The organism is Reichenbachiella sp. (genome assembly GCF_039944555.1).
GTDB lineage: Bacteria > Bacteroidota > Bacteroidia > Cytophagales > Cyclobacteriaceae > Reichenbachiella.
Window position 1 is genome coordinate 585879 of the sequence record NZ_JBDUYN010000004.1, and the last position, 13077, is coordinate 598955.

Consider the following 13077-nt stretch of genomic DNA (forward strand, 5'->3'; position numbering starts at 1 on the left):
ATTAGAAAATGAAGAAGTATCAGTTAGGCGAATTTGAAGAAATTGTTCTGTTAACTGTAGGCGTGCTACACGGCAACGCTTATGGAGTGGCCATCAAAGAGGAGATTGAAAAACGACTAGAACGAAAGGTAAGTGTTGGGGCTTTGCAGTCGGCCTTACGCAGAATGGAAAATAAGGGATTTCTCGAATCAGAGGTTGGAGAAACTACTGCAAAACGTGGAGGTAAACCCAAAAGGTATTTCAAGATGACCAGTTATGGTAGAGCGGCACTTGAGTACAACCGTGACATTAGGGCGGAACTCTGGAATGCTATTCCGGATGTAGCACTTGAGGCCAAATTTGTATGATTAAGAAAACAGCAGATCGAATATTTAAGTGGTATTGCAATCCGGATTACTATCCAGACATCAAAGGAGATCTGGAGGAAATATATCAGGACAAAATCGTAGCGTTTCCCAAAACAGCGCAACTCAAATATTTGGTCGAAGTACTTCGATTGTGTAGGCCAGCTCTTATTAGGCCAATTTTCAAAAACTCACTATTTAACTCAACAGGCATGTTCAAAAATTATTTCAAAATCAGTGTACGAAATTTAGTAAAGCAGAAGGTGTTTTCTGCCATCAACATAGTTGGCCTGGCCATTGGTCTGGCTGCCTTTTTATTGATTAATCAGTATGTGGCCTTTGAAAAAAGTTACGACAAATTTTTCTCAGACTCAGATCGACTCTATAGGTTGACGACTGACCAGGTATTGGATGGAGTCATTGGGACAAGGGATGCCATGTCATTTGCACCCTCGGGACCGGCGTTGGTCGAGGCGGTACCAGAAATCACTCATTCAACACTCACCTACCAGTTCAACGAATTGGTGCTCAGAAAAAACGAACAGTCTATAAGAGAAAAAAAGGCGATTGCAGCCGATTCAAACTACTTCGATCTGTTCGACTATAAAGTGACCAGCGGAGACCCTCAGACCATGCTAAATGAGCCCTTTTCCATGGTACTTACGGAATCCAGAGCCTATGATTATTTCGGAAATCAGAATCCCGTAGGTCAAACCATCAAGGTGCTAAGCGGGTTCGACAAAAGTTTTAAGGTAACAGGAGTTATCCAAGACGTACCCGAAAATACCCATTATAAATTTGATGTACTTGTATCCATCAATAGTTTCCAAAAAGACGTTGACGAAGACGGTTGGAATTCTTTCAACTACTACACCTATTTGAAATTGGATTCACATGCAGACATAGAAAAAGTGAGGAAGAAGCTTCCTCCAATGTCCGAATTCGACGAAGAGACCAATCTTGAATTTAATCTGCAAGCGGTAGAAGATATTCATCTATATTCAGATTACACCTATGAGCCCGAAACACACGGCAGTGCTAATACAGTCATATTCCTGAATATCATTTCCATACTGATTATAATTATTGCCTGGGTCAACTATATCAATTTATCAACCGCGAAGGCGATCGACCGGGCACGTGAAGTAGGCGTGAGAAAGGCCATTGGTGCACACAAATTACAATTGGTTTCACAATTTTTATTTGAATCCTTCATGCTTAATATGCTGGCCGCAGTATGCGCTATTCTCTTGGCTCAATTGCTGTATCCTAGTTTCAATCAACTGGTTGGAAAGGATGTAATAGATGGTATTTGGGGCAACAAGTTGTTTCTGAGCAAAATTTTTGGTTTTGCTGCCTTGGGAGCTATTGTTTCAGGATTGTACCCGGCTTTTGTCCTCTCCAATTTCCGGACAGTGGTCGTGCTTAAAGGAAAGTTTAGAAGCTCTGCAAAGGGAACCATTTTACGCAAAGGATTGGTAATTGTCCAATTCACTGTTTCGTTGACACTCCTGGTCGCGACTTTTGTAATCAACCAGCAGGTGAAATATATGCAGTCAGTGGATAAGGGCATTGATATGGATTATGTGGTTGGATTTCGAAGACCGATGTTTACAAATGAGAACAGGGAGGGACTGAAAGAAAAGCTTAAACAGTTCAAACAAAGTCTGTCGAATCATCATGCGATTGAGAATGTGGGATTTGCAGATGCCCTACCGGGTGGTGAAGGATCTGACATCAGCTCCACTACAGGTGAGGTTCAGATTCCCGGGAAGACAAATATTATGGAAGGTACCACCTATATGCAATGGTGCGACGAGGGCTATTTTGCTGCTGCAGGTATTAGGTTATTGGCAGGGCGAAATTTTGATTCAAAAATCTCTACCGATACTTCTGCAATAATCGTTAATGAGTCTTTTTTGAAGAGATTGGGTGTTCAGGATATCAATTCCGTCATCAACGAGAATATTCAATACGGTGATGATGAAGAGGGACATAAGTATAGATTAATTGGGGTGATGAAAGATTACAATCGAACTTCACTGAAAAGTAAGGTAGAACCCACTGCCACCTTTTATCATACTTACGCGAGCAACTCAGTGATCAGGTTAAACAAAAGCAACTATAGAGAAGGGATTACTCATTTGGAGAAGACATTTGAGGGCTACTTCCCAAATACGCCCTTGTCCTATTCATTTTTAGACGAAAGATTCAGTGCGCTGTTTCAAGAAGATAGGCAGTTTGGACAAGTGATTGCCACCTTTTCAGCACTTGCTGTGATTGTAGCCTCATTGGGATTGTTCGGTCTATCAGCCTTTATGGCCATTAATCGAGCAAAGGAAGTGGGTATCAGGAAGGTCTTGGGAGCCTCCATTCCACAGATTTTAATTATTTTCTATCGCGAGTTTGTGCTGCTGATTGGCTTATCGTCTCTTATTGGGATTCCACTGGTTTATTATGGAATGGACGGATGGCTAAACAATTACGCGTACCGAGTTGATTTTCCTTGGGTTTTTGTGGTCATTGCTCTTTTGGTAGTAGCTGCTTCTGCGCTACTCACCGTTGGTTATCAGACGATACGAGTAGCAGTCAAAAATCCAAGCCAGACTTTGAGGTATGAATAGCCTTTATCTTAGACCAACAGCGGTCAATTCACGAAAAAACTAATTAATGAAAGGACTACGTCGATGGCAACCATGAGGCCACCCAAGGCGATGAATAAGATTCCCCAATATTGCATTTTTATAAAGAACAATGAGTGATTGGGTTTGTATTCTGTTCGTTGACCGGTGGTTTCATCTACGATGACCCTGCCTTCTTTGTTGTTCCACTTGTTGCCTAAACGCCAATTGGCTGTTCCAGCAGCTATGAAAGCGAATGGTAATAAAAAACTGGCTACTTCTTTTGAAGGAATGGCTGCTGTTAAGATAATAGCCACCGCAAGAATAAGTGGTGTAAGAATTCCTCTGCCTGTCCAGATGATCATGTCTGCAATTTATGTGTTAGCACCTACTTCGATTTGAGTGTCGTTCGGTAAATTCCCACTTGATTTATACCAAACTAATAACTTTCTGTTCGTTTTTTTAGCATGAAGGCCAAATAAAACGATCTCAACGCCAAAGCCAGAATCAAAGGAATCAGAGCGAAATGGATTTGCTGTGGTAGTAATTCTCTGAAAACAATCAGAATCACCTGAAGTATGCCAAACCCGAGGAAATAAAACCTCAGCCAGTCAGGTCTTGACTTTTTCAAAAGAAAAACCAGCCCAACTAAATTCAGAGGCATGGCCCAGATCAGATTGTAATTGTATTTAGATAGATGATCGGTGCCAAACCAAAGGAATAGTAGAGAGCATCCAAGCAATCCCGTTGCCCCAAATAAGATCACGTCAATAAATCGATAGTTCACGTTATACTTCAATCCTCGGTGAGTGATCAATCCAACAATAAAAAAGAATATCACAAAGAGATGAATGGGTTTAAAGCCTCCTTCTTTTGGCTGTTCTGAACTTCTGTTGATGGTGGATGAAGAAGCAACCAATGGGACAGTAGTGCTATCTGAATTCAGGGTTGCTCCCAACATTGCCTTTTCCAAAAAGAGTGGCATATACTGATAATGAAACCCATTGGCTGTAGCATCAATCTCCGCTCCCAAACAAATATCGATTCCCAAATCACCCCAAGGCTGATAGGTTAGGTACTTATCCATCAAATCTCTGAAACTTAGCGAATCACGGGCATAGCTGTAGTCGTATTTGATTTTGTCACCAAAAGTTAGATCCATCACATCCCTCATACGAGTAGCACAATTGTCGTAGCAGTAGTTGTAGTAATAATTGGCATTTTCGGGTTGAGCATTTGTCATCAAAAAATCAAAAATTGCTTGCTTGTCTTTTTGGTCAATATTCAAAACATGCTCACGCCAGGATCTATCTTCTTGAAAGTAAAAGTTTTTGTAAGCCGGATACGAGCCTGTCCCTAGTTTATAATAAAGCTTGCCCTTTGTGAAATTCAAATAGAAATTTGGCTGATCAAAATCAAAGATGCCATAGTTGAACACGATATCAATTCTATTTTTAGGATCGCTTACCCGAAAGGCGCTGTGCCCAAAGGCAGAATAAAGCTCGACCTGTGTAGGGTCAAGAATCAACACAATGATCTCGGCTTCTTCCGAAAGCTCAATTTTAGAGGCATCCGACTCGTGGACTCCGGAAAGGAAGAATAAAGTGAATAGGATAGCGACCTTAAATTTCAATAGCATAAATCGGGCGGTTTAAATTTGAGGTAAAGAAAGGTTGACCTTACTTTGATTCAAAATTTGTATCCACTAAAATACGTTAAGATTTAGAACAACCGATAGGTGCATTTTTACGATAGCTATAACATATTGAGCAAGCTTACTCCTGCCAAGGTGTGGAATAGCATTGGTGTACTAAATAGCTATTATCAGTCTAAGCATCTGGGTCGATTTGTGAATCCGGCTTTACCCTTGAGTATGGCTTTCGAACCCACCACGTCTTGCAACCTGCGGTGCCCGGAGTGCCCGAGTGGATTACGGTCGTTCACAAGACCTACGGGTATGCTAGACGTTGATTTCTTCAAAGAAAAAATCTTGGAGGTCAAATCTCATTTGGCATATCTCACCTTTTATTTTCAGGGAGAACCCTATCTTCATCCTGGCTTTTTAGATATGGTAAGCCATGCGGCCAAAAACAAAATTTATACGGTCACCAGCACGAATGCTCACTATCTGGACGTGGAAAAAGCGGAAGCAACCGTGAAGTCCGGTCTGGATCGCTTGATCATCTCTATTGATGGAACTACGCAAGATACCTATGAGCAATATCGTGTGGGCGGCCAACTCGAAAAGGTTCTGGAGGGAACAAGAAACATGGTACATTGGAAAAGGAAAATCAAGTCCAAAACGCCGCACTTGATCTTTCAGTTTTTGGTGGTAGCACCCAACGAGCACCAAATTGAAGAAGCCCGCCTGCTGGCCAGAGAAATCGGGGTAGATGAGATTCAATTCAAAACTGCCCAGGTTTATGACTACGAAAACGGATCCGAGCTGATCCCTCAAAATCAGCAGTATTCCAGATATATCCAGGGAGAAAATGGTAAGTATAAACTCAAAAATGAGCTTCACAATCAATGTTGGAAAATGTGGCAAAGCTGCGTAGTCACCTGGGATGGCAAAGTAGTGCCCTGCTGCTTCGATAAAGATGCCAAATACGTTATGGGGGATTGGAATAAACAATCTTTTGGCGAGATCTGGCAGAGCGAAGGCTATGAAAAGTTTCGCAGAAGCATATTGACTTCTCGTGCGTCTATAGACATTTGCAAGAACTGTTCTGAGGGACTAAATGTGTCTTTGAGCGATGGCTAAACCAGAACAATCTTTATACTTTTTAGCGCTGGTTCCCGATCAGGAGATCTATGCTGAGGTGATGACCTTCAAAGAAGAAGTTGCGAAAAAATTCAATTCTAAAGGTGCACTTCGTTCGCCACCGCATATCACTCTGCACATGCCTTTCAAGTGGAGGAGTGACAAGGAAGAAGAATTAATCGAAAGACTATCGCAATTCAAATTTGAGCATTACCCGATTACCGTTGAGTTAGATGGTTTTGATTTCTTCGAGCCACGTGTGGTTTTTGTTCATGTGATAAAAAGTGAATGGCTGGCTTTGCTGCAAAAGGAGCTGACTACTTTTGTTAGAAGGGAATTGAAATTCTTCAATGCCGACTACAAAGACAGAGGATTTCATCCCCATATGACGATTGGCTTCCGTGATTTGAAAAAGGCTGTTTTTCCTGAAGTAAAAACTTACTACAAGGATCAATCTTATCAAAGACAGTTCAATGTCTCAAACATTTGTTTGCTTAAACATGATGGAAAGAGGTGGGAAGAGTGGAAATGGCTTTAATCGAAAATGAGTTCTCCCGAGAATTCTCCCTTAGTCAACTTCAAGCTCTTCGTTTCACCAGATCTGTCAACATGTATCACGTTTGATTGGTCGTCGAAGGTTTCCATAAGCAAAGTATTACTGACTTTTAGAGATTTGAGTTTTTTTACATCCGAAATGACCTGATAGCAGAACATCACACCATCTTCTTTTTCTGATCCTAAATAGTTGGCCTGAAAAGTTTTTTTGTTGAGCGTGTAAGAAGTTTTTTCACTCAGATATTTTCCAATGAGCTGATCCAGTCTCTTTCGATCGGAGGGATTTAGGATGTCAATCTTCTCACCAGACCAGTTTGTGAGGCTCACTTCCAAATCATCGAGGAATATCCTGTGCGTGATCTCCAGCTGCCTTTTGCCCTCATCAAATTCGATTTCACATACGGAGACATGAAAAGCATGAAGTGGCATACCGCTCATATAATTTATCAGCAAAATAAATAAATAGGTCATGATGTACTCGTTTTCCGTCGTAAGTTTACAGCCATTAGACAGTAACAGAAAACAAAAATAGGTATTCTTTATTGTGGCTTCGGCTATTTTATTCAAGTGGTAATTTTCAACCGGTATGTCTGATTTTCAACTATTTTTTTCTCTGGGTAGAGAGCACATTTTGGATGTCAACGGCTACGATCACGTGCTTTTTGTGATAGCACTAAGCGCGGTCTTTATGGCTTCAGATTGGAAGAAAGTATTGGTGCTGGTAACTGCATTTACCATTGGCCATTCAGTCACACTTGCGCTCGTGGCGCTCGACGTATTCAGTGTAAATGCCAGCCTCATCGAGTTTTTAATACCTGTTACTATTTTCATTACTGCTGCTTGTAATATCTGGCGTCGAGAGCAATATCTCTCAGAAGAGATGAGCAAACTCAACTACTATCTGGCACTTTTTTTTGGCTTGATACATGGCATGGGATTTTCAAATTATCTAAAGGGATTACTGGGTAAGGAAACTTCTATACTTCAAGAGTTGTTTGCATTCAATCTTGGATTGGAGTTGGGACAAATAATTATTGTAGTTGCTTTTATGGGCATAGGATATTTAACAGATAAATACTTAAGTGTATCCAGGAAAGACTGGATACTGGCCATCTCATCTGCTGTGGCAGGTGTGGCCATTACACTTATGATAGATACGAAATTTTGGTGATTTTTAAATCTAAAATAATGAAGAGAATACTGATAGGGTTACTCATTTTAAGTCCGATGTTCGCATCCGCGCAAGGGGAATGGAACCAGAAGTTTGAACAACTTGGTACCCAGTTACCTACGGCAAATAATTATAGAAACGCCTCAGGGGCTCCAGGTAAAGATTACTGGCAGCAGCGGGCAGATTATGTAATTGACGCAGAACTCAACGATGAGAATCAGTCGTTGACAGGACGAGAGACCATCACGTATTTCAACAATTCTCCAGATCAGCTGAGCTACTTATGGTTGCAGTTAGATCAAAACATGAGAAGCAAAGCTTCCGACACGCCATTGATTACAGAGAATGTAGTGACTAAGGCCATGTCTGGTCGGGACATTCAAAAAATCTCACGAGAATATGATTTCGATGGAGGGTTCAAGGTCGGTGAGGTTTCAGATGTTTCGGGCAGACCGCTAAAATATATCATCAATAAGACCATGATGCGAGTGGATTTACCTAAGCCATTGGCTTCAGGAGAGCAAGTATCCTTCAACGTCGCCTGGTCATACAATATTCAAGATAGAATGCCACTGGGTGGTCGTTCTGGGTATGAATATTTTCCCAAAGATGGCAACTATCTGTACACCATTGCACAATGGTTTCCGAGAATGGCAGTCTATGACGACGTAGAAGGTTGGCAGCATAAGCAGTTCTTAGGTAGGGGAGAGTTTGCCCTTGAGTTTGGTAATTATAAGGTAAAACTAACCGTGCCGGCCGATTTTGTCGTTGGGTCCACAGGAGAGTTGCAAAATGCGAGTCAGGTATTGACCAAAGCTCAACTTGAAAAATTAGCTCAAGCCAGAAAGACTTTTGACAAACCTGTAATTATTGTATCAGAAGAAGAGGCCAGAAAAGCTGAAAAAAATAAATCTTCTGCTAAAAAAACCTGGGAGTATCATGCCAGTGATGTCAGAGATTTTGCGTTTGCGGCCTCAAGAAAATTTATATGGGACGCACAGGCGGTGCAATTGGACACCAAAACACCTCTGGCCATGTCCTACTATCCCAAAGAAGGCAACCCACTTTGGGAAAAAGAATCAACTAAAGCGGTGGCCAACACATTGAGAACCTATTCAAAACATACTGTTGAATATCCCTATCCCGTGGCCATTTCTGTTCACTCAGCGTCAATAGGGATGGAGTATCCGATGATATGTTTCAATTTCGGTCGCCCAGCCGAAGATGGCAGCTATACCGATGCCGTCAAATGGGGAATGATTGGTGTAATTATCCACGAAGTAGGACACAACTTCTTTCCGATGATCATCAATTCTGACGAGCGCCAATGGAGTTGGATGGACGAAGGGTTGGATACGTTTGTTCAGTCATTGACAGAAAAAGAACACTATCCAACTAAGCCACTTAAGAGAGGTGAAGCGAGATTGATCGTGGACTACATGAAAGGAGACAAGGAAGGGATCAGGCCCATAATGACCAACTCAGAGCAAATTTTACAATTCGGCGACAATGCCTATGGAAAGCCGGCAGCAGCACTGAGTATTTTGAGAGAGACCATTATGGGACCAGAGCTATTTGACTATGCCTTTAAGACCTATTCGGAAAGATGGGCATTCAAACGTCCGAGCCCGGCAGATTTCTTTCGCACCATGGAAGACGCGTCAGCGGTGGACCTGGATTGGTTTTGGAAGGGATGGTTTTATACCACCGATCACGTAGACTTGTCCTTGTCAAAAGTGAAGTGGTACAAGATGGATATTCCGGAAAATGAAGTTGAAAATAAGGCCAAGAAATCTAAGAAAGCAAAAATATCCTCTGGTGAAAGTTCACAAAGTTTGATGGATTTTGGAGATGAGGCCGAAACTTTTACATTTACAGACACAGACCCTGCAGCTGTGAGTGAGCGATTTGCGGAGTTTATGAATGTGACAGATGACAAGTCCATCATGAAAGCCAATGCTGATCGCAACTTTTATGAATTGACATTTGAAAATAAAGGAGGGTTGGTGATGCCAATCATCATCGAATGGACTTACGAAGATGGTTCAGTCGAACGTCAATATCTGCCAGCAGAGATTTGGAAAAAAAATGAAAATGTTGTGACTAAAGTATTTGCTAAAGACAAGAAAGTCACCAATATTGTCATTGATCCGAATAAAGAGACCGCAGATGTGGCCACAGAAAACAATGTATTTCCAAGAATGGAGAACAATTCACGTTTTGATCTTTTCCAAAGCGGAGGAGAATAACAAAGAAATTTACGATTAGGTTAGGTTGGGTCGCACTTTCGGGTGCGGCCTTTTTTTGTGATCATTTCGTGATCTTTTTATGGTTGATTTGTGTTGAAGTGCAAAGAAGACGCAAGCTAAATGAGTAAGAAAGTACTGATAATTGAAGACGACGAAAGTATTTCTGAGCTACTGACTATTCACCTCAAGGATATGGACTGCCAGACAGAAAGCGAAAAGGATGGTAAAATTGGCTATGAAACAGCTTCCACAGGAGATTTTGATTTAATCATCCTGGATATCAATTTGCCACATAAAGATGGCTTAGATATCTGCAGAGACCTGCGGGCAAACAAAATAAATACTCCAATTCTTATGCTTACAGCACGGTCAGAAGAGATCGACAAAATTCTTGGCCTGGAGACAGGTGCGGATGATTATCTAACCAAGCCGTTCAGTGTAAGAGAGTTCACCGCTCGAGTAAAGGCCATTTTCAGGAGGATAGAAATGCTCAAAACACCAAGTGATGATGCGGAAGAGATTATCGCCAAAGGCAACATTGAGATAGACCAGAAAAAAAGAAAGGTGCTCAAGTCTGGCGAAAGAGTGGATCTCACCCCTAAGGAATATGACCTACTCAACTTGCTGGCCAAAAACCCGGGTAGAAGCTATACCAGGGAAAGGCTGCTGTCACTCATTTGGGGTTATGAATTTAGTGGATACGAGCACACAGTCAATTCACACATCAATAGGCTTCGAGCCAAAATAGAAGATGATCTTAACCAACCAACTTATATACTCACTACTTGGGGAGTGGGTTATAGATTCAGTGATGAAATAAACTAATACTTAAGAAATTTGCCATGAACGAATCATTTGTAAATTCCGGGAATCTTTTTCTAAAACTGTCCCTGATCTTTCTGATCCTACTTTTGTCCGTTTCAGGAATCTATTTTTACTCTTCCTTTCAGATTGCTGAAAAGCACTTTCAGGAAAAAAATCAGAAGTTGAACGCCGACATAGCAAGCCATATAGCTTCCGAATTGAAGCCGTTTCTGAATGGTACCCTGAAGGAAGAAGCAGCAGACGAAATTATGCACAGCATGATGGCTGTCAATCCCTCGATTGAAGTCTATTTACTGGACGCTGAAGGAAAGATATTGAACTATGTGGCACCCTATAAAAAAGTGGTCTTGGACAAGGTAAGTCTGGAACCAATAGAAAACTTTATTGCTAATTATCAGGACGAAACTATCCTGGGAGATGATCCCCGCAAAGAAGGAAGGCAAAAGGTATTTTCAGCTAAGAAGGTAGAAGAAGATGGAAAGACCCTCGGCTATATCTATGTGATACTGGCCAGTGAAGAGTATGATTCAGCCAATGATCAGTTATTTGGTAGTTACATTCTACAACTGGGTTCAGTATACGGCCTGGTTACAATCATAGCAGCCATGCTCATTGGCGTTTTAGCTATTTGGCTAATTACAAAAAACTTGAACAAAATCATTCAGACGGTCAAGAAGTTTCAGCAAGGAGAAATGAGTGCCAGGATTAAAGTCGGAAGCGGTGGTGAAATCAACAAACTGGCTGAGGCCTTCAACGAGATGGCCGACACCATTGTCGGGAATATCGAAAATCTGAAGTCGATGGAAAATTTACGGCGGGAACTTGTAGGGAATGTATCTCACGATTTGAGGACACCCTTGGCCGTTATTCATGGTTTCATAGAGACACTTATCATCAAACAAAGCCAACTGACAGATGAGGACAAGCAGAAGTACTTATCTCGTGCACTGACTGGGACAGAACGATTGAAAAAACTGGTAGAGGAGTTATTTGAATTGTCTAAACTTGAAGCCAAGCAGATCAAACCGATCAAAGAAGCTTTCTTTATCAATGAGCTCATGGATGATATCGCTCAGAAGTATAAGATCTTGGTGGAAGAGAAGAAAATTCAGATATCTGCCGAAGGTCACGAGAAACCATTCATGGTTTTTGCAGACATCAGCCTGATAGAGCGTGTACTTCAAAACCTGATTGACAATGCGATTAAATTCACTCCGGAAAATGGCCAAATCAAATTGCAAATCAACGAAAAGGCCCAGGAGGTAGAAATTCAAGTAACCGATACAGGCAACGGGATTCCACAAGACCAAGTACCTTTCGTTTTCGACCGCTATCACATCGGTGATAAGCGTGTTTCACTGGATACCAACAGCACCGGACTTGGATTGGCCATAGTGAAAAGAATTTTGGAAATACATAACACATCTATCGATCTGAAAAGCAAAATAGGTGAAGGCACTACATTCTCCTTCATTTTACCACAGTATTCTGTTTAATAGACCAAATCAGTATACTTCTTTTATATCGCTGTGACATTCTCGTGATACTCTCTTTCAACCTTTGTTTTAGAAAATTTTAAAACTAAGGTTTAAAGAAATGAAAAAGATATTATTCACATTATTAGCCGTCACCGTAGCATTTTATTCATGCGACGATGATGATGAAAACACAGGAAATTTGACACTAGACATTTCAGGATTGAGCAATCTGGGAGATGGTTATCTATATGAAGGATGGGTGATTGTAGATGGATCACCAGTATCTACAGGTACCTTTTCGGTAAACGACGAAGGGGTACTTTCTGCCACTTCATTCGAAATGGATGCAGCCATGCTTGCTGCTGCTACTACATTTGTATTAAGTATTGAGCCAAGTCCGGACACTGACGCTTCTCCAAGCGCTACTAAAATTTTAGGTGGTGATTTTTCCGGTACCTCCGCTTCAGCATCTATCATGCATGCTGCAGCTTTTGGTACGGGCTTCAGTGGGGTAACGGGCGGATATATTCTGGCCACTCCTACTACTACCGTAGATACTGATGAAGCCAGCGGTGTTTGGTTTCTCGACAACTCCTCAGGATCTCCAGCTATCGGACTGACAAACTTGCCTGATCTAAGCAATCAAACGGGCTGGACCTACGAAGGGTGGGCCGTAATGGGCGGGACACCTGTTTCAACTGGTACCTTCAATACTGCAGCTGGCTTTGATGACAATGCTACTACAACATCTTTCAAGGGAGATGACGGTGACGGTCCTGCATTTCCAGGAGAAGATTTTATACAAAATGCCCCAACAGGCATGACGTTCCCAACTGATTTAAAAGGAGCGACAATCGTTGTGAGTATAGAACCTGTACCAGACAACAGCACTTCTCCTTTTGTTTTAAAGCCTTTGGCTGGAGAGGTGCCTGCCGCATTAGCGAACCATACTTTCCAGACCATGGATAACATAGCCAGCAGCACGTACCCATCTGGAACTGTTACAAGATAAAGCACACAATCTACGTTAAAAAAAACCCGCAGACGGCGGGTTTTTTTATGCCCTTTTC

The 13077-nt window shown here is 41.7% G+C and carries 12 protein-coding genes; 9 read left to right on the top strand and 3 right to left on the bottom strand.

Annotated elements, in window-relative coordinates; translation table 11 throughout:
* The first annotated feature begins 8 nt into the window (after positions 1–8).
* Complete coding sequence (locus tag ABJD64_RS04025) at positions 9–347, top strand: PadR family transcriptional regulator (protein WP_348177660.1); 339 nt, start codon at positions 9–11, stop codon at positions 345–347.
* The gene (locus ABJD64_RS04030; RefSeq protein ID WP_348177662.1) at positions 344–2968 is read left to right on the top strand and encodes an ABC transporter permease; all 2625 of its coding nucleotides are present in this window, start codon (positions 344–346) and stop codon (positions 2966–2968) included. The genes ABJD64_RS04025 and ABJD64_RS04030 overlap by 4 nt, the downstream gene beginning before the upstream one ends.
* Positions 2969–2991: 23 nt before the next feature.
* Here the strand turns inward: ABJD64_RS04030 and ABJD64_RS04035 are convergent, their stop codons facing one another.
* A complete protein-coding gene (locus tag ABJD64_RS04035) occupies positions 2992–3330 on the bottom strand; it encodes a hypothetical protein (protein ID WP_348177664.1) in 339 nt (112 codons plus the stop codon).
* A 74-nt stretch (positions 3331–3404) separates the two neighbouring features.
* The gene (locus tag ABJD64_RS04040; protein ID WP_348177666.1) at positions 3405–4604 is read right to left on the bottom strand and encodes a DUF4105 domain-containing protein; all 1200 of its coding nucleotides are present in this window, start codon (positions 4602–4604) and stop codon (positions 3405–3407) included.
* A gap of 99 nt (positions 4605–4703) precedes the next feature.
* Between ABJD64_RS04040 and ABJD64_RS04045 the strand changes: the two genes are divergently transcribed.
* Together ABJD64_RS04045 and ABJD64_RS04050 are read left to right on the top strand one after the other, a co-directional pair.
* Complete coding sequence (locus ABJD64_RS04045; RefSeq protein ID WP_348177668.1) at positions 4704–5729, top strand: radical SAM/SPASM domain-containing protein; 1026 nt, start codon at positions 4704–4706, stop codon at positions 5727–5729.
* Positions 5722–6267, top strand: coding sequence for a 2'-5' RNA ligase family protein (locus tag ABJD64_RS04050; RefSeq protein WP_348177670.1), 546 nt, complete (start codon positions 5722–5724; stop codon positions 6265–6267). The genes ABJD64_RS04045 and ABJD64_RS04050 overlap by 8 nt, the downstream gene beginning before the upstream one ends.
* On the opposite strand, the gene ABJD64_RS04055 is transcribed toward ABJD64_RS04050, so the two are convergent.
* A complete protein-coding gene (locus tag ABJD64_RS04055) occupies positions 6264–6755 on the bottom strand; it encodes a DUF6702 family protein (RefSeq protein WP_348177672.1) in 492 nt (163 codons plus the stop codon). The genes ABJD64_RS04050 and ABJD64_RS04055 overlap by 4 nt on opposite strands.
* A gap of 115 nt (positions 6756–6870) precedes the next feature.
* Here ABJD64_RS04055 and ABJD64_RS04060 point away from each other — a divergent pair, with 115 nt between their 5' ends.
* The 5 genes from ABJD64_RS04060 to ABJD64_RS04080 all read left to right on the top strand — a co-directional run bounded on the left by ABJD64_RS04060 (position 6871) and on the right by ABJD64_RS04080 (position 13019).
* Positions 6871–7455, top strand: a complete 585-nt coding sequence (locus ABJD64_RS04060) for a HupE/UreJ family protein (RefSeq protein ID WP_348177674.1) — start codon at positions 6871–6873, stop codon at positions 7453–7455.
* Between the two features lie 17 nt (positions 7456–7472).
* Positions 7473–9704: a M1 family metallopeptidase gene (locus ABJD64_RS04065; RefSeq protein WP_348177676.1), complete on the top strand. Its 2232-nt coding sequence runs from the start codon at positions 7473–7475 to the stop codon at positions 9702–9704.
* Positions 9705–9824: 120 nt separating this feature from the next.
* A complete protein-coding gene (locus ABJD64_RS04070; protein WP_348177678.1) occupies positions 9825–10529 on the top strand; it encodes a response regulator transcription factor in 705 nt (234 codons plus the stop codon).
* A gap of 17 nt (positions 10530–10546) precedes the next feature.
* Positions 10547–12025, top strand: coding sequence for an ATP-binding protein (locus ABJD64_RS04075; protein ID WP_348177680.1), 1479 nt, complete (start codon positions 10547–10549; stop codon positions 12023–12025).
* A 100-nt stretch (positions 12026–12125) separates the two neighbouring features.
* Positions 12126–13019 (top strand): anti-sigma factor, encoded by an 894-nt coding sequence (locus tag ABJD64_RS04080; RefSeq protein WP_348177682.1) that lies wholly within the window; start codon positions 12126–12128, stop codon positions 13017–13019.
* Positions 13020–13077 lie beyond the last annotated feature (58 nt).

Coding starts and splice junctions, on each gene's coding strand:
- ABJD64_RS04055 (WP_348177672.1), bottom strand. CDS start 6,755: ATGACCTATTTATTTATTTTGCTGATAAATTATATGAGCGGTATGCCA.
- ABJD64_RS04065 (WP_348177676.1), top strand. CDS start 7,473: ATGAAGAGAATACTGATAGGGTTACTCATTTTAAGTCCGATGTTCGCA.
- ABJD64_RS04060 (WP_348177674.1), top strand. CDS start 6,871: ATGTCTGATTTTCAACTATTTTTTTCTCTGGGTAGAGAGCACATTTTG.
- ABJD64_RS04080 (WP_348177682.1), top strand. CDS start 12,126: ATGAAAAAGATATTATTCACATTATTAGCCGTCACCGTAGCATTTTAT.
- ABJD64_RS04025 (WP_348177660.1), top strand. CDS start 9: ATGAAGAAGTATCAGTTAGGCGAATTTGAAGAAATTGTTCTGTTAACT.
- ABJD64_RS04075 (WP_348177680.1), top strand. CDS start 10,547: ATGAACGAATCATTTGTAAATTCCGGGAATCTTTTTCTAAAACTGTCC.
- ABJD64_RS04030 (WP_348177662.1), top strand. CDS start 344: ATGATTAAGAAAACAGCAGATCGAATATTTAAGTGGTATTGCAATCCG.
- ABJD64_RS04050 (WP_348177670.1), top strand. CDS start 5,722: ATGGCTAAACCAGAACAATCTTTATACTTTTTAGCGCTGGTTCCCGAT.
- ABJD64_RS04035 (WP_348177664.1), bottom strand. CDS start 3,330: ATGATCATCTGGACAGGCAGAGGAATTCTTACACCACTTATTCTTGCG.
- ABJD64_RS04070 (WP_348177678.1), top strand. CDS start 9,825: ATGAGTAAGAAAGTACTGATAATTGAAGACGACGAAAGTATTTCTGAG.
- ABJD64_RS04040 (WP_348177666.1), bottom strand. CDS start 4,604: ATGCTATTGAAATTTAAGGTCGCTATCCTATTCACTTTATTCTTCCTT.